General features: G+C 76.0%; 16 protein-coding genes. 4 read left to right on the forward strand and 12 right to left on the reverse strand.

Translation table 11 applies throughout. The annotated features are described in order from the left end of the window. Nucleotides 1-132 precede the first annotated feature (132 nt). The 3 genes from QC029_RS03975 to QC029_RS03985 form a co-directional block, all read right to left on the reverse strand. Complete coding sequence (locus tag QC029_RS03975; protein WP_279553925.1) at nucleotides 133-651, reverse strand: DUF402 domain-containing protein; 519 nt, start codon at nucleotides 649-651, stop codon at nucleotides 133-135. A gap of 76 nt (nucleotides 652-727) precedes the next feature. Beyond that, on the reverse strand, nucleotides 728-982 hold the full coding sequence (locus tag QC029_RS03980) for a hypothetical protein (protein ID WP_279553926.1): 255 nt from the start codon (nucleotides 980-982) through the stop codon (nucleotides 728-730). A gap of 274 nt (nucleotides 983-1,256) precedes the next feature. Continuing rightward, on the reverse strand, nucleotides 1,257-1,484 hold the full coding sequence (locus tag QC029_RS03985; protein WP_279553927.1) for a DUF6158 family protein: 228 nt from the start codon (nucleotides 1,482-1,484) through the stop codon (nucleotides 1,257-1,259). A gap of 135 nt (nucleotides 1,485-1,619) precedes the next feature. Between QC029_RS03985 and QC029_RS03990 the strand changes: the two genes are divergently transcribed. The 3 genes from QC029_RS03990 to QC029_RS04000 all read left to right on the forward strand — a co-directional run bounded on the left by QC029_RS03990 (nucleotide 1,620) and on the right by QC029_RS04000 (nucleotide 4,130). After that, nucleotides 1,620-2,819 carry a hypothetical protein gene (locus QC029_RS03990; RefSeq protein ID WP_279553928.1) on the forward strand — a complete coding sequence of 400 codons (1,200 nt, stop codon included), beginning with the start codon at nucleotides 1,620-1,622 and terminating at the stop codon, nucleotides 2,817-2,819. Between the two features lie 78 nt (nucleotides 2,820-2,897). Beyond that, nucleotides 2,898-3,707, forward strand: coding sequence for a methyltransferase domain-containing protein (locus tag QC029_RS03995; protein WP_279553929.1), 810 nt, complete (start codon nucleotides 2,898-2,900; stop codon nucleotides 3,705-3,707). 57 nt (nucleotides 3,708-3,764) lie between these two features. Beyond that, nucleotides 3,765-4,130 (forward strand): VOC family protein, encoded by a 366-nt coding sequence (locus QC029_RS04000; RefSeq protein ID WP_279553930.1) that lies wholly within the window; start codon nucleotides 3,765-3,767, stop codon nucleotides 4,128-4,130. Nucleotides 4,131-4,187: 57 nt separating this feature from the next. Here the strand turns inward: QC029_RS04000 and QC029_RS04005 are convergent, their stop codons facing one another. The 5 genes from QC029_RS04005 to QC029_RS04025 form a co-directional block, all read right to left on the reverse strand. Beyond that, entirely contained in the window at nucleotides 4,188-5,111 is a 924-nt protein-coding gene (locus QC029_RS04005; protein ID WP_279553931.1) for an NADP-dependent oxidoreductase, read from the reverse strand. 67 nt (nucleotides 5,112-5,178) lie between these two features. Continuing rightward, nucleotides 5,179-5,409 (reverse strand): DUF1049 domain-containing protein, encoded by a 231-nt coding sequence (locus tag QC029_RS04010; RefSeq protein WP_279553932.1) that lies wholly within the window; start codon nucleotides 5,407-5,409, stop codon nucleotides 5,179-5,181. Nucleotides 5,410-5,456: 47 nt separating this feature from the next. Next, the gene (locus QC029_RS04015) at nucleotides 5,457-6,101 is read right to left on the reverse strand and encodes a 4'-phosphopantetheinyl transferase superfamily protein (protein WP_279553933.1); all 645 of its coding nucleotides are present in this window, start codon (nucleotides 6,099-6,101) and stop codon (nucleotides 5,457-5,459) included. A gap of 29 nt (nucleotides 6,102-6,130) precedes the next feature. Next, the gene (locus QC029_RS04020) at nucleotides 6,131-6,841 is read right to left on the reverse strand and encodes a class I SAM-dependent methyltransferase (protein ID WP_279553934.1); all 711 of its coding nucleotides are present in this window, start codon (nucleotides 6,839-6,841) and stop codon (nucleotides 6,131-6,133) included. A gap of 254 nt (nucleotides 6,842-7,095) precedes the next feature. Further along, the gene (locus QC029_RS04025; RefSeq protein WP_279553935.1) at nucleotides 7,096-7,875 is read right to left on the reverse strand and encodes an SDR family NAD(P)-dependent oxidoreductase; all 780 of its coding nucleotides are present in this window, start codon (nucleotides 7,873-7,875) and stop codon (nucleotides 7,096-7,098) included. A gap of 171 nt (nucleotides 7,876-8,046) precedes the next feature. Here QC029_RS04025 and QC029_RS04030 point away from each other — a divergent pair, with 171 nt between their 5' ends. Further along, complete coding sequence (locus QC029_RS04030; protein ID WP_279553936.1) at nucleotides 8,047-8,991, forward strand: aminoglycoside phosphotransferase family protein; 945 nt, start codon at nucleotides 8,047-8,049, stop codon at nucleotides 8,989-8,991. A 64-nt stretch (nucleotides 8,992-9,055) separates the two neighbouring features. Here the strand turns inward: QC029_RS04030 and QC029_RS04035 are convergent, their stop codons facing one another. The 4 genes from QC029_RS04035 to QC029_RS04050 all read right to left on the reverse strand — a co-directional run bounded on the left by QC029_RS04035 (nucleotide 9,056) and on the right by QC029_RS04050 (nucleotide 14,313). Beyond that, entirely contained in the window at nucleotides 9,056-10,039 is a 984-nt protein-coding gene (locus tag QC029_RS04035; RefSeq protein WP_279553937.1) for an LD-carboxypeptidase, read from the reverse strand. Continuing rightward, nucleotides 10,036-12,051: a prolyl oligopeptidase family serine peptidase gene (locus QC029_RS04040; protein ID WP_279553938.1), complete on the reverse strand. Its 2,016-nt coding sequence runs from the start codon at nucleotides 12,049-12,051 to the stop codon at nucleotides 10,036-10,038. The genes QC029_RS04035 and QC029_RS04040 overlap by 4 nt, the downstream gene beginning before the upstream one ends. A 104-nt stretch (nucleotides 12,052-12,155) precedes the next feature. Continuing rightward, entirely contained in the window at nucleotides 12,156-13,484 is a 1,329-nt protein-coding gene (locus tag QC029_RS04045; protein WP_279553939.1) for a M20/M25/M40 family metallo-hydrolase, read from the reverse strand. Then, on the reverse strand, nucleotides 13,477-14,313 hold the full coding sequence (locus tag QC029_RS04050; RefSeq protein WP_279553940.1) for a M55 family metallopeptidase: 837 nt from the start codon (nucleotides 14,311-14,313) through the stop codon (nucleotides 13,477-13,479). Before QC029_RS04050 ends, QC029_RS04045 begins: the two co-directional genes overlap by 8 nt. Nucleotides 14,314-14,330 lie beyond the last annotated feature (17 nt).

A 14,330-nucleotide genomic window follows, 5' to 3' on the forward strand; every position in this document is an offset into this window, starting at 1 on the left:
GGCGGGGGCCCATGGACGGGGGTGTGGAGAGGGTGCGGCTCTCCGCACCCCCTTCGCGTGCCCGCGCCCTCCGCGTGCCCGCGCCCTCCGCGCGGGCGGCCGGGGCCGGCTCCGGTGCAGTGCGGTGCGGGATCAGTCCAGCAGGGCGCCGAACCCGCCCTGGCGGGCCAGGCGTTCGAGGTCGTCCAGCGCCCGGCGGGCGCGGCCGGCCGTCTCCGGGTCGCTCCCGGGCAGCCCGCTCTCCGCGAACTCGTCCTCGTCCAGGCGCAGCACGGCGGACCGGTCGGGCGACACCCACAGGTCCAGCTCCAGGTCCCAGGTGGTCAGCGTGTCCGCCGTGACGGCGGCCGGGCGGGTGACGTCGCAGTACCAGCCCTTGAGGGCGCCGTCCGGGCCGCGCACCTCCTTCACCGAGAACCAGCGGTCGCGCCAGTAGTGCTCGGTGAACACGTCGCCTCTCTCGAAGCGCACGAAGCCGAAGTCCCGCACCGGCGGGCCGGCCCAGGGCGCCCGTACGACGGCGTGGACGCCGTCGTCGCGCTCCACGGTCGCCGGGTAACGGACCTGCCGGTCACGGGACTTGAGCAGGACGACGGTCACCGTCCCACCCGGTGCCAGGGTGCTCGCGGAGTGGGTGCGCGGATCGCTCATGGGTCCACCCTCCCCGGCGCGCGTGGGGAGCGCACCCGGTTTTCGGGCGCGCTCCCCACGTGGTTCCGCGGCGGCGCTACCTCCCCTCGCCGGAGTCCTCCGCGCCGCCCGCCTCGTGCGCGTCCTCGTCCGTTCCGGAGCGGCTCCGGGGCCTGGTGCCTCCGAAGGGCCCGGCGGGCGGGACCCTGGGCGGGGTCGCGGGCTGCTCCGGCTCCTCGCCGGGGATCAGGTCCGCGGCCGAGACGCGCTCGCCGCGCCCGGTGTCCCTGCGGTGCGTGTCGTGCTCGTCGCGCCCGCCTGCCCTGCCTGTCTTGTCCGCCTTGTCGCTCATGCGTTCCGCGTACCCCGGGGGCGGCCGGCCCTAACGGCCGCGTGCCGGGGCTGCGCGCCGGGGGCGTCGGGGGCGCGTCGGGGGTCGGGGCCGCGCACACGGGCCCGGAGCCGGGAGCGGCTCCGGGCACGGTCCCTGACCTCCGTGCCCGGAGCCTTCTCACTCCCCCACAGGGCCGCTCGCTCGGCCGCGGTCCGGGTGCCCCCGCCTCCGGGGGGCAAACACCCTTCACCCCGCCGCCACGAGGCCGCCGCCCCGCCTCCGCGGCGCCGTCTCACTCGGTGCGCGCCCGGGCGCCCTCGCGGGTGCGGCCCGCCGAGACGGCCCGGTCGGGGTGGCGCCGCAGGTACTCGCCCTCCAGCTCGGCCGTGCGCCGGGTGTGCGCGGCGAGCGCGTCGGACGAGCCGTGCAGCAGGGTGTCGTGCCGCGTCCGGTGCAGGGACTCCAGTTCCTCGATCAGCTCGGTCTCGGACAGCTTCTCCGGGTCGACTCCCATACCCATGGTGCGATCGCCTCCTTCGTCGTCGTTCTCCGGTCTCGTTCCCCGTCACCCCGTGGTCACCCCGCACGGATCACTCCGTGTCGTTCGCGTCGCCTCGGGTACCCGCAACCGAATCTCGCCACCGAGGAGGGAGCTATGGAACTCGGATTCCTCAGCCCGATCATCGACCGGCCCGGCCCGTGGGCATCGGTCTACTTCGACATCTCGTGGAACACCGAGGACGCCGCAGCCCGCCACGGGCTCGCCGCCCGCGAGGTCCGCGACCAGCTGAAGAGCCGGGGCGCCGACGACCGCACCTGCGAGGCGGTGCACGACGCCCTCACCGCGCTGTCGCCCTCTTCCCGGGCGCCGGGGCACGCGCTGTTCGCCGCCGAGGGCGAGGTGGTCCTCGACCGGGCCCTGGCCGCACCGCCCCCCGGCGGACCGCAGGTCACCTGGGGCCCGCTGCCCCACACCACGCCCCTGCTGGACCTCATGGACACGGCGCCGAGCTGCCTGGTGGCCCGGATCGACCGCACCGGCGCCGACCTGGAGCTGCGCGACTCCTCCGGCAGGCGCGGGGTGGGCGAGGTCCAGGGCGAGGAGTACCAGCTGCACATCTCCCCGTCGGCCTCCTGGCGCGAGCGGCACTTCCAGAACTCGGTGGAGAACACCTGGGACCGCAACGCCGCCCTCATCGCGGAGGCGCTGCGCGAACGCCGCGCCGAGACCGGCGCCGAACTGGTGGTGCTGGCCGGGGACGGCCGCGAGTGCCACGCCGTGCAGGACCGGCTGGCCCCCGAGCTGCGGGAGGTGTCCGTCATCGCGGGGCACGGGGTCCGCAACGCGGGCCGCAACCAGGCCGCGAGCGAGCGGAAGCTGGACGAGGAGGTGGAGGCGATCCGCGCCTCGCACGTGCGCCGCCGCGCCGCCGAGGCCATGGAGCGGTTCCAGGCCGGGCGGGTGCCGACCGACGACGGGAGGGTGGGAGCCGCCGAGGGGGTGCCCGCGCTGGTGGACGCGGCCCGCGAGCACCGCATCGCCGCCCTGCTGGTCCGCCCCGACGGACCCGACCTGCACCGCGAGGTGTGGGTGGGGGACGAGCCCGACCAGGTGGCGGTGCGCCGCACCGACCTGCAGTACCTGGGCGAGAGCCACCCGACCGGCGCCCGCGCCGACGACGCGCTGCTGCGGTCGGCGGTGGCGACCGGCGCCGAGGTGATCTCCGTGGGACCCGTCGCGGACGAGCCGGACACCCCCGAAGGGCTGCCGGTGGGCGGACTCGGCGCGCTGCTGCGCTGGCCGTACGGCGGGCCTCCGGCGGAGGGCGCGACGGGAGGCTCGGCGTCGGTGTAGCCCTCCGGCACCTCTCTTGATGTCCATATAGCGGAACCATCTTGCTCGTATGTCGAGACGCAGCGGTACGGTACGCGCATGCCGAGACCGAACGCCGTGTACACCCACGGCCACCACGAGTCCGTCCTGCGCTCCCACCGGTGGCGTACCGCCGCCAACTCCGCCGCCTACCTCCTGCCCGCCCTGGCCCCGGGTCTGTCGGTGCTGGACGTGGGCTGCGGCCCGGGCACCATCACCGCGGACCTGGCCGCCCTGGTGGCGCCCGGGCGGGTGACGGCGGTGGACCGGTCCGGGGACGTCCTGGCCGAGGCGCGGGCGACCGCCGCCGCCCGCGGCCTGGCGAACGTCCGCTTCGCGCGGGCGGACGTCCTCGCCCTGGACTTCCCCGACGACTCCTTCGACGTCGTCCACGCCCACCAGGTGCTCCAGCACGTCGGGGACCCGGTGGCGGCGCTGCGGGAGATGCGCCGGGTGTGCCGCCCGGGCGGGATCGTCGCGGCCCGGGACGCCGACTACGCGTCGATGGCCTGGTACCCGCTGGTGCCCGGTCTGGACGACTGGCTGGACCTGTACCACCGGGTGGCCCGGGCGGGCGGCGGCGAGCCGGACGCGGGCCGCCGGCTGCTGTCCTGGACCCGCGAGGCCGGCCTCGCCGACACCGCCGCGACGGCGGACGTGTGGTGCTTCGCCTCGGACCGGGACCGCGCCTGGTGGAGCGGACTGTGGGCGGAGCGCACCACCTCCTCCTCCTACGCGTCCCTCGCCGTCGGGGGCGGGCACGCGAGCCGGCGGGAGCTGGAGCGGATCGCCGCGGCCTGGCACGAGTGGGGCGGGCGGCCCGACGGCTGGTTCTCGGTGCCGCACGGGGAGGTCCTGTGCCGGGTCTGACCCGGGCCCGGCGGGGCGCGCCCCACACCGTACGCGCCTCCAACTAGGCTCCCCGGCATGGAGATTCTGGGTACTGCGCTGCGCGTGTGTGTCGACGACCTGGACGCGGCGGCGGGCGTGTACGAGCGGCTGACGGGGGCCGAGGCCATGCGGTTCGCGCAGGGCCCCGTCGCGGCGGCCGCGGTCGGCCCCTTCCTGCTGCTGAGCGGCCCGCCCGGCCCGATGGAGGTCCTGAGCAAGGTCACCGCCACCCTGGCGGTGCGGGACGTGGACGAGGCGGTGGCCGACCTGCGGGCCGTCGGCGCCGAGATCATCGCCGGCCCCCAGTCCACCCCCGCCGGCCGGAACCTGGTGGCCCGTCACCCCGACGGCTCGGTCTTCGAGTACGTCGACCGCCGGGAGACGGACCGGGGACGGGGCTAGGGACGGCGGCCCCGGGGGGGTCGAGCCGGGGCCGGCGGGGTCCGGCGGGGTCCGGCGTCAGGAGACCTCGATCACGATCTTCCCCCGGGCCCGCCCGGACTGGCTGAGCCGCCACGCCTCGGCGGTCTCGGCCAGCGGCACCGCCCGGTCGACGTCGACCGTCAGCTTCCCGGCGTCGGCCAGGTCCGCCAGGGCGGTGAGGTCGGCCCGGTCGGGCCGTACGAACAGGTAGTGCCCGCCCTCGGCCATCACCCCGGTGTCGACGACCGACAGCACCCGGGAGGGGTCCTTGAGCACCTGCCGGGAGACGTCGATCGCCTCGCCCCCGACGAAGTCGAACGCCGCGTCCACGCCGTCGGGCGCCAGCGCGCGCACCCGTTCGGCCAGCCCCTCGCCGTACTCCACCGGCTCGGCGCCCAGTTCCCGCAGGAAGCCGTGGTTGCGCTCGCCGGCGGTGCCGATGACCCGGGCGCCGCGGGCGGCCGCGATCTGCGTCGCCAGCGAGCCGACGCCGCCGGCCGCGGCGTGCACCAGCACGGTGTCGCCCTCCCCCACGCCCAGCCGCTCGATCGACTGGTACGCGGTGAGCCCGGCCAGCGGCAGCCCCGCCGCCTGCTGCCAGCTCAGCGCGGCGGGCTTGCGGGCCAGGGTGCGCACGGGCGCGGCGACCAGCTCGGCGTAGGTGCCGTTCTGCGCCCAGTCCTTGCGGACGTACCCGATCACCTCGTCGCCGGGGGCGAACTCCTTCGCGTCCGGGCCGGTCCGCTCCACCACGCCCGCCACGTCCCAGCCGGGGACCAGCGGGAAGTGCGCGTCGAGGACCTGGTCGAGGTGGCCCGCCCCCACCTTCCAGTCCACCGGGTTCACCCCGGCCGCCTTCACCCGCACCAGGACCGCGTCCGGTCCCACCTTGGGCTCGGGCAGGTCGGCGAGGGTCAGGTCGTCGGGTCCGCCGTACTCGTTCAGAACGATTGCCTTCATGTCCGGCACAACTTCCCCGCCGGGGGTGATCATTCCTCCCCCGGCGCCGCGGGCCCCCGGATGGCGGCTACCTGCGGCGCACCAGGTACATCCCGGACAGCAGCCCGATCACGCCGGGGATCAGCAGCGCCACCCACAGCGGGATGGTGACGACGGGGACCAGCAGCCTGATCTCCGTCTCGTCGGTGTTCTGGAAGACGAAGACCAGGGTGGCGGCCAACAGCAGCAGCACCAGCACCCTGCCCGGGGCCAGGAAGCCGCGTGCGCCCTCGCCGCCCGTTCTCCTGTGTGTGTTCATGGGTCCACCATGGGCGCGGGCGCCCCGGCCCGCCCGGCGTGCCGTCCCTACGGGGCGCCTCCGCCGTCCGTACGGGGGACGGCGACCGCGACGGCCGCCGCGTAGCCCCCGGGCGCCTGGACGTCGGTGAGCGTCCAGCCGGGGACCTCGGCGGGGGTCGCGAGGCTGCCGACGTAGGTGGTGCCCGGATCCTCGCCCAGCCCGGCTCCGGTGCCCTTGAGGTACGCCTCCTTCCGGGTCCAGCAGCGGGCGAAGGCGGCCGGGCGGTCGGCGGAGGGCAGCCTGCCGATCTCGGCGCGCTCGCGCGGGTGGAGGGCGGAGACGGTCTCGGCGACCACGGCGGCCGTGGGGTGCGCCTCCACGTCGGCGCCCACGGGCGCCTCGTCCAGGGCGATCAGCACCACGTCGCCCGCGTGCGACAGCGAGAAGTGCACCGGGTTGCCGGGGACGGCCGGGCGGCCGTGCGGCCCGCCGCACAGCGGGCACGGCTCGCGGGTGAAGGGGACGGCGGCGGGATCGGTGCCCAGGACGGCGGCCAGTTCCAGGCGCAGGGCCGTGTGGGCGACCCGGTAGCGGTCGCGGTCGGCCTCGCGGACGAACGCCGCGGCACGGGCCCGCTCCTCCTCGGACAGGACCGCGCCGTCGCGTGCGTCGGCCGCGTGCTCGGACACGCGCAGTACGTGCAGCTTCAATCCGTCTCCTCGGGGTGTCGTGCCGTCCGTCAGGGGCGTCTGAGGCAGGTGTACGTCCCGAACAGGCGGTCCTGGTACTCCGCCTCCACTATCTCGAACCCGGCGGCCTCCAGCATCGGCTCCAGCAGCCAGCGGAAGGTGCTGTGCTCGGTGCGCAGGTGCTCGGCGTAGTCCCGGCGGGTGTAGCCGAGCCGGGGGTCGTCGGCCGCGTTCGCCATCCACGCCTCCAGGACCTCCCCGGCCTCGCCCGGCCGGAAGTCGAAGACCAGGTCGCGGAGCCTGAGCACACCGCCGGACCGCAGGACGCGGGCGACGCGGTCCAGCGCCACCGCCTTCCAGAAGTCGGGCAGTTGGTGGAGGGCGTGCCGGGTGTGCACGGCGTCGGCGGGAGGGCCGGTGTGCTCGTAGCCGAGGAAGCCGGCCCGTACGCACTCCACGTTCGCCGCCCCCTCCTCCGCGGCCCGCGCCCGCAGGTGGTCCAGCATCGCGGGCGAGACGTCCACGGCCACCACCCGGGCGAACCGGCGGGCCGCCGCGAGCGCGAACCGCCCGGTCCCGGCCCCCAGGTCGACCACGGCCGCGTCCCGCCCCACCCCGTGGCGGCGCAGCGCGTCGACGTCCGGCGCGGGGTCGGGGTACCCCTGCTTGCGGTCGAAGCCCGCCACGAAGGCGGCGTCCAGGTGCTCGGGGCCGGCGTGGGCGAGCTCGTCGAGGGTCCAGGGCTCCGGCGTGGCGGTCATGCGGCCGATCCTGGCACGGACACCCGTACGGGCGCTCCCTTTTTCACCCGGACGCCGCCCGCCCGCCCGGCGTCCGGCCGGGCGGGCGGGTGGTGGGAAGCCCGTTCGGGGAGACGGTGACGGCGAGGGGCCCCGGCCCCCTTGCCGGTGTTCGTGCCGGCCCCCTTGCCGGTGTTCGTGCCGGCCCCCTTGCCGGTGTCCTTGCCGGTGTCCGTGCCGGTGCCCGTGCCCCCGTTCCTCCGGCGCCGGCCGGTTCAGGCCGTGAAGCCCCCGTCCACGGCGATGGAGGCGCCGGTGATGTACCGGCCCTGGGCGCCGGCCAGATGCGCCACCGTCGCCGCGATCTCCTCGGGCCGCCCGTAGCGTCCCAGTGCCGTCAGGCCGCTCTGGTACTCCGCGTCGGGTCCGTCGGCGGGGTTCATCTCGGTGTCCACGGGGCCGGGGTGGACGAGGTTGGCCGTGATGCCGCGCGGCCCCAGCTCCCTGGCCAGCGCCTTGGTCAGCCCGGTGAGCGCGGCCTTGCCGGCGGCGTACAGGGAGGCGCCGGGGAAGGCGACGCGCTCGACCACGCAGCTTCCGACGGTGACGATCCGCCCGCCCTCTCCCATGTGGGCGACGGCTGCCTGGCAGGCCAGGTAGGGGGCGCGGACGTTGACGTACAGCGTCCGGTCGACGTCCTCCCGCGTGACCCCGTCGATCGGCCCGAGGGCGGCGACCCCGGCGTTGTTCACCAGGATGTCGAGCCGCCCGAACTCCGCCGCGGCCGTCCCGACGGCGGCGCGTACGGCCGCCGGATCGGCGCCGTCGGCGCGCACGACCAGGGCGCGGCGGCCGAGCGCCTCGATCCGGTCGGCCACCCGCGCCGCGCGCTCCGCGGAGTCCCGGTGGGTCAGCGCCACGTCGGCGCCGTCCCGGGCGAGCCGGAGCGCCACGGCCTCGCCGATGCCGCGGCTGCCGCCGGTCACCAGGGCCACCCTGCCGTACAGGCCGTTCCTGTCCGCCATGTCGGTCGTCTCAGTCGTTTTCGTGGACATGACTCGATCCTGACGCGGCGCGGCCGGGGGGTCCGGCGGCAATCGGACACCGCGTTCGGCGGTGGCCCGGAGGCGGTTCGGCGGTGCTTCGACGGTGCTTCGGCGGTGATTCGGAAGTGATTCGGAAGTGGTCCGGAGGTGCGTCCCGGGCGCGGCCTATGCTCGGCTCCCATGACGCCCGCCGACCCGGTGCCGCCCACCCTGCCCGTCGTCCGGACCGTCTCCGGCTATCCGGGCGGTCCCGCCTGGCTCGGCCGGCTGCCCGGCCTCGTCCGGGAGCTGGCCGAGCGCTGGGAGCTGGTGCCCGGCGAGCCGTTCGCCGGCGGCAGCGCCTCGTGGGTGGCGCCGGTGCGGCGCGCGGACGGCACCGACGCGGTGCTCAAGGTGGGCTGGCCGCACCGGGAGGCCGCCGGTGAGGGCGAGGCCCTGCGGCTGTGGGACGGGCGGGGCGCGGTGCGGCTGTACGAGCACGACGCCGAGCGGTACGCGCTGCTGCTGGAGCGCTGCGCACCCGGCACCGAGCTGGGGAAGGCCGCCGGACTGCCCGCCGAGGAGCGGCTGCTGGCCGGGGCGGGGGTGCTGCGCGAGCTGTGGAGCACGCCCGTGCCGCCGGGCACGGGTCTGGAGGCGCTGGCGGACGTGACCGCCGGATGGGCGGACCTGGCCGAGGAGCGCATGGCGCGGCTCAGGCCCCCCGGCTTCGACCCGGCCCTGGTGGCGCTGGGGGTGCGGCTGCTGCGCGAACTGCCCGGAACGGCCGGCCGCGAGGTCGTGGTGCACGGCGACCTCAACCCCGGCAACGTCCTGGCCGCCGGGCGGCGGCCCTGGCTGGCGATCGACGCCAAGCCGATGACGGGCGACCCGCTGTACGACCCCTGGCCGCTGGTCGAGCAGATCGACGCCCCCTTCGGCCGGCCCGTCCCGCGTCAGGTGGCCGCCTCGCGGTGCGCGCTGGTGGCCGACGCGCTCGGCGAGGACGCGGCGCGGCTCCAGGCGTGGGCGGCGGCGCGGCGCGTGGAGTCGGCGCTGTGGGCCGTGGCCGAGCGGGGCGACCTGGAGGCGGGTGCCGCGATGATGAGCCAGGTGCGCACCCTGGCGGACCTCGCGGGGCTGTGAGCCGCGGGGTCCGGTACGGGCGGGACGCTCGGACCAGTGCCCGGACCAGTACTCGGGTCGGCGCTCAGGCCAGGGCGGGCTCCTCCAGCGTCAGGGTGCGCGCGTCGGCGTCCAGGGCGGCGCGCACGCCGAGCGGCACGGTCAGGGTCGAGGGGCCGTGGCCGAAGCCCAGCTCCTCCACCACCGGGACGCCCAGCGGGGCGAGCCGGTCCAGCAGCACGGCGCGGACGTCCTCGTACGGGCCGCAGTCGTGCCAGGAGCCCAGCACGACGCCCGCCACGTCGTCCAGCGCCCCGGCGCGCAGCAGGTGGGTGAGGTAGCCGTCGAGGCGGTACGGCTGCTCCCCGACGTCCTCCAGCAGCAGGATGCCTCCCCCCTCCCCCGGCGGGGGGACCCCCACCGCGCGCACGGCGTCGCACCCCGGCACGCCGAGTTCAGCGGCCAGCAGCGACAGGCAGCCGCCGAAGGTGGTGCCGCAGGCCCGGCCGGGCACCATCGTGCGGGCGGTCGGGGAGGTGATCGCCATGGCCGTCTCCGGCCGGAAGAGGGTGCGGCGCAGATGCTCCTGGGTGCCGGCGTCCTTGAGGAAGGAGACGGTGGCGGGCATGGGGCCGTGCAGGGTGGCCAGGCCCAGCCGGGCCGCGAACGCCTCGTGCAGCACGGTCAGGTCGCTGTAGCCGACGAAGAGCTTGGGGCCGGCCGCCCGCATCGCCTCCCAGTCGGCCAGGTCCACCATCCGCTGGACGCCGTAGCCGCCGCGCGCGGCGAGGACCGCGGCGACGGACGGGTCGCACCAGGCGTCGGTCAGGTCGCGGGCGCGGTCGGCGTCGGTGCCCGCCAGGTGGTGCAGGCGCGGGTGGGTGTCCAGGACGTGCGGCATGACCACCGGGTCCAGGTCCCAGCCGCGCAGCACGTCCACGCCCGCGTCCAGCCGCTCGCGGGGCACGGGCCCGCTGGGCGCCACGATCGCCACCCGGTCGCCGGGGCGCAGCCGCCGGGGCCGGGTGAGGGAGGGGCGCGGGGACCGGGCGGACGGGGTGCGCGTCACGGGGTGAGCTCCAGCCTGGGGACGTCCGGGCGGTCGAAGCCGAAGACCTGTGCGTACAGGGAGAGTTCGGACTCCACGGCCCTGGTGATGGTCTCCGCCCTGCGGAAGCCGTGGCTCTCGCCCTCGAAGGCGAGGTACGCGTGCGGCACCCCGCGCCCGGCGACCTCGGCCAGGAAGCGGTCGCACTGGGCGGGCGGGCAGATCACGTCGTCCAGGCCCTGGAGCAGCAGGAAGGGCGCGGTGACGCGGTCGGCGTGGTGGACGGGCGAGCGGTCGCGGTAGCGCTCGGGGTGCTCCTCGGCGCGGCCGACGAGGGAGACCAGGTACTGGGACTCGAAGTCGTGGGTCTCGCCGGTCGCCCAGCCCGCCAGGTCCAGGATCGGGTAGCTGATCGTCCCGCAGGCGTAGAGGCCCTCGGTCAGCGGCGAGGTGAGGGAGACCGCGGTGGTCCAGCCGCCCGCGCTGCCGCCGCGTATGGCGAGCCGGGCGGGGTCGGCGGTGCCGTCGGCGGCCAGGGCGCGGGCGACGGCGGCGCAGTCCTCGACGTCGACCACGCCCCACCGCTCCCGCAGCCGCTCGCGGTAGGCGCGGCCGTAGCCCGCCGAGCCGCCGTAGTTCACCTCGGCGACGCCGATGCCGCGCGAGGTGAAGTAGGCGATCTCCAGGTCCAGGACGAGCGGCGCCCGCCCGGTGGGCCCGCCGTGGGCCCAGACGACGTACGGCGGCAGCTCGCCGTCGGGGGCCTCGGCGGCGGGGTGGCGCGGCGGGTACAGGTGGGCGTGGATCTCGCGTCCGTCCGGTCCGCGGAAGACGCGCTCGGCGGGGACGGGGTAGTACGCCGGGTCCACCAGGTCGGTGTGCCCGGCGCCGACGACCAGGGCGTGGCCGGTGCGGGTGTCCAGCTCCACGACCTCGTACGCGCTGTGCGGGCTCGCGGCGACGCCGACGACGCGGGTGCCCGCGGCGGTCAGCGCCGGGGCCCACTCGGTCCACGGGCCGGGGGCGTCCGCCAGTTCGCCGGTGGCCGGGTCCAGGATGCCCAGGCGCAGGGAGCCGCGGCCGTGCAGGACGGCGACCGTGCCGTCCTCCAGCGGCTCGAACCACCGGTGGCCGATCTTCCACAGCGGTCCGCCGAACTCCTCCTCGCGCGGGCACAGGGCGGTGCTCCCCGCCGCGGCTCCGCCCGCCCCGACGTCCAGGCGGTACAGGTTCCACCAGCCGCTCGCGTCGCCGCTGTACAGCAGCGAGCCGTCCGCGCCCCAGTCGGCCTGCGCCACCGACTCCCGCGCTCCCCCGGCGACGGCCCGCACGTTCGCGAGGCCGCCGTCGGCGGTGACGTCGGCGAGGCGGACGACCGTGCCGTCCCAGGGCATCCGGGGGTGGTCCCAGGTCAGCCACGCCGCGTGCCGCCCGTCCGGGGAGAGCCGGGGGCCGGTGGTGAACCGGTCGGCGCCGTCGGTCAGTTCGCGCACCCGGGAGCGGTCCGCTGCGGCCGAGCCGTCCAGGGGAACGGCCGCGATCACCCGGCGTACGTCGGTGGGCCGCTCCCCGGTGAACTCCTCCAGCACGCACCACACCTCGTCCCGCCCGGCCGGCACCACCGGGTCGGCCCAGCGCAGCCCCTCGCCGATTGGCGAGACGGGGGTGAGGGGGCGCGGCCCGGCGCCGGGGGCGTCCGGCTCGAAGGCGTACATCCGCTGGTCGGCGTGGTGGACGAAGACGATCAGCGGACCGCCCGTCTCGCGCGCCGTCCCGGCCCAGGGGCGTCCGCCGTACTCGATCACCCGGCTGCGGACGTTCCACGGTCCGGGCAGCACCGACTCGGCGGGGCCCGCCCCGTCCGGGCGCAGCCGCATCAGGGCCCGGCGCCCGCCCTCGGCGGGGCGGGGCTCGGTCCACCACACCTCCGGGCCGACGGTGCCCACGTACTCGGGGTGTCCGTCGTGCGCGGCGACCAGGCGGGCGTCGATCGGGGACTCCCAGGTGCCGTAGGGGGCGGTGGCGGGCGTCATCGGGTGCTGCTCCTCGCGGGCTGGGCTCGTCGGGGCTCGTCAGGACTTGTCGGGGCTCGTCCGGATGCTGCGGGACGGTGCGGGACGGGTTCCCGCGGGGCCGGTCAGAGGGTGAACAGGGCGCGGTCCATGACCCGTACGCCGAAGTGCAGGGCGTCGACGGGGACGCGCTCGTCGACGCCGTGGAACATCGCCTGGTAGTTCAGGCCCTCGGGGAGCCTCAGCGGTGTGAAGCCGTAGCCCACGATGCCCAGCGACGCGAACTGCTTGGCGTCGGTGCCGCCCGTCATGCAGAACGGGATGACGTGGGCGCCGGGGTCGAAGTGCTCCAGGGACTCGCGCAGCACGGCGAAGGTGCGGGAGTCCACCGGCGCCTCCAGGGCCGGGCCGCGGTGGTAGAACTCCCAGTCCACGTCCGGGCCGGTGAGTTCGTCCACGGTGGCGGTGAACTCCTCCTCGGTGCCGGGGAGCATCCGCCCGTCCACGTACGCGGTGGCGCTGCCGGGGATGACGTTGATCTTGTAGCCGGCCTTGAGGCCGGTGGGGGCGGAGCTGTTGCGCACGGTGGCCTCGACCAGCTTGGCGGACGGGCCGAGCTTGGCCAGCAGGGCGTCCACGTCGAAGTCGGGGGCGTCGAAGTCGGGGGCGTCCAGCCCGTTGAGCCGGGACAGCTCGGTGAGGGCGGCGCGGACGGTCTTCGACAGCCGCACCGGCCAGGTGTGCTCGCCGACGCGGTGCACCGCGGCGGCCAGCCGGCTCACCGCGTTGGCGCGGTTGACCTTGGAGCCGTGCCCGGCCCGGCCGGTGGCGGTGAACTGCATCCAGGCGGTGCCGCGCTCGCCCGCCGCGATCGGGTAGAGCTGCAGGCCGCCTCCGGCGTGGAAGGTGTAGGCGCCCGACTCGCTTATCCCCTCGGTGCAGCCCTCGAACAGCTCGGGGTGCTCGCGGGTGAGGAAGTCGGCGCCGTACTGGCCGGTGTCCTCCTCGTCGGCGGTGAAGGCGAGGACGATGTCGCGGCGGGGGCGCACCCCGGCCCTCGCCCATGCGCGGACGGTGGCCAGGACGATCGCGTCGGCGTTCTTCATGTCGACCGCGCCGCGGCCCCAGACCACACCGTCGCGGACCTCGCCGGAGAAGGGGTGGACGGTCCAGTCGGCGGGCTCGGCGGGCACGACGTCCAGGTGGCCGTGGACGAGCAGCGCGTCGGCGGACGGGTCGGTGCCCTCGATGCGGGCGACGACGTTGGTGCGGCCGCGGACCTTCTCCAGCACCACCGGCTCGATCCCGGCGTCGGCCAGCTTCCCGGCGACGTACTCGGCGGCCTTCCGCTCGGTGCCGTCGCCGTTGCCGAGGTTGACGGAGTCGATGCGGATCAGCTCGGAGGTGAAGGCGACCACCTCGTCCAGGGCCCGGTTGTCGATGCGCTCAGCCATACTGCTCCTCCACTGCGGCAGAGACGACGGTGGTGACCGCCTTGAAGGTGCGGATCCCCTCGTACATGGACGGCGATGTGTACGCCACCCGGCGCTCACCCGTCTGCTCCACGCCGGGCACGACCGTGGCGGCGCCGGCCAGGTGCTCGGCGTCGAACTCGACCTCGACCGTGCGGGACCGCGGTCCGGCGGGCTCGTGGCGCACCGCCAGCGCGACCGCCTCCTCGGCCGCCGCGCGGATGTCGGCGGCGGTGCGGGCGGGGGTGCGGCAGACGGCGGCGTAGCGGGAGACGTAGTCCTTGACGGCGACGCCGCGCGCGTCGGGGGCGTAGCCGCGGGCGTCGGCGCAGGTGCGGTCGTCGCCGGTGACCAGCACGACGGGAACGCCGTACTCGGCGACCACCGCGGCGTTGAGGCGTCCCTCGCTGGCCCGCTCGCCGTCCAGCCACACGCCGGTGATGGAGTTGGCGAGGTAGGTGTGGGCCAGGACGCCTTCGGCGCCGGCGCCCGTGTGGTAGCCGACGAAGGCGATGCCGTCCACGTCGCCGTGCTGGACGCCCTCGACCATGCTGAGGGACTTGTGCCGGCCGGTGAGCATCTGGGCGCGGTCGTCCAGCTTCTCCAGCAGCAGGTTGCGCATGGTCCAGTGGGCCTCGTTGACCAGCACCTCGTCCGCGCCGCCGGCGAGGAAGCCGGCGATCGCCGCGTTCACGTCGGAGGTGAACATCGGCCGGCAGCGTTCCCACTGCGGGGTCCCCGGCAGGACGTCGGCGGGCCAGGTCACCCCCGTGGCGCCCTCCATGTCGGCGCTGATGAGGATCTTCGTCATGGAAGGCCACGTTACGC

Source organism: Streptomyces sp. DH37, assembly GCF_029813835.1.
Classification (GTDB): Bacteria; Actinomycetota; Actinomycetes; order Streptomycetales; family Streptomycetaceae; genus Streptomyces.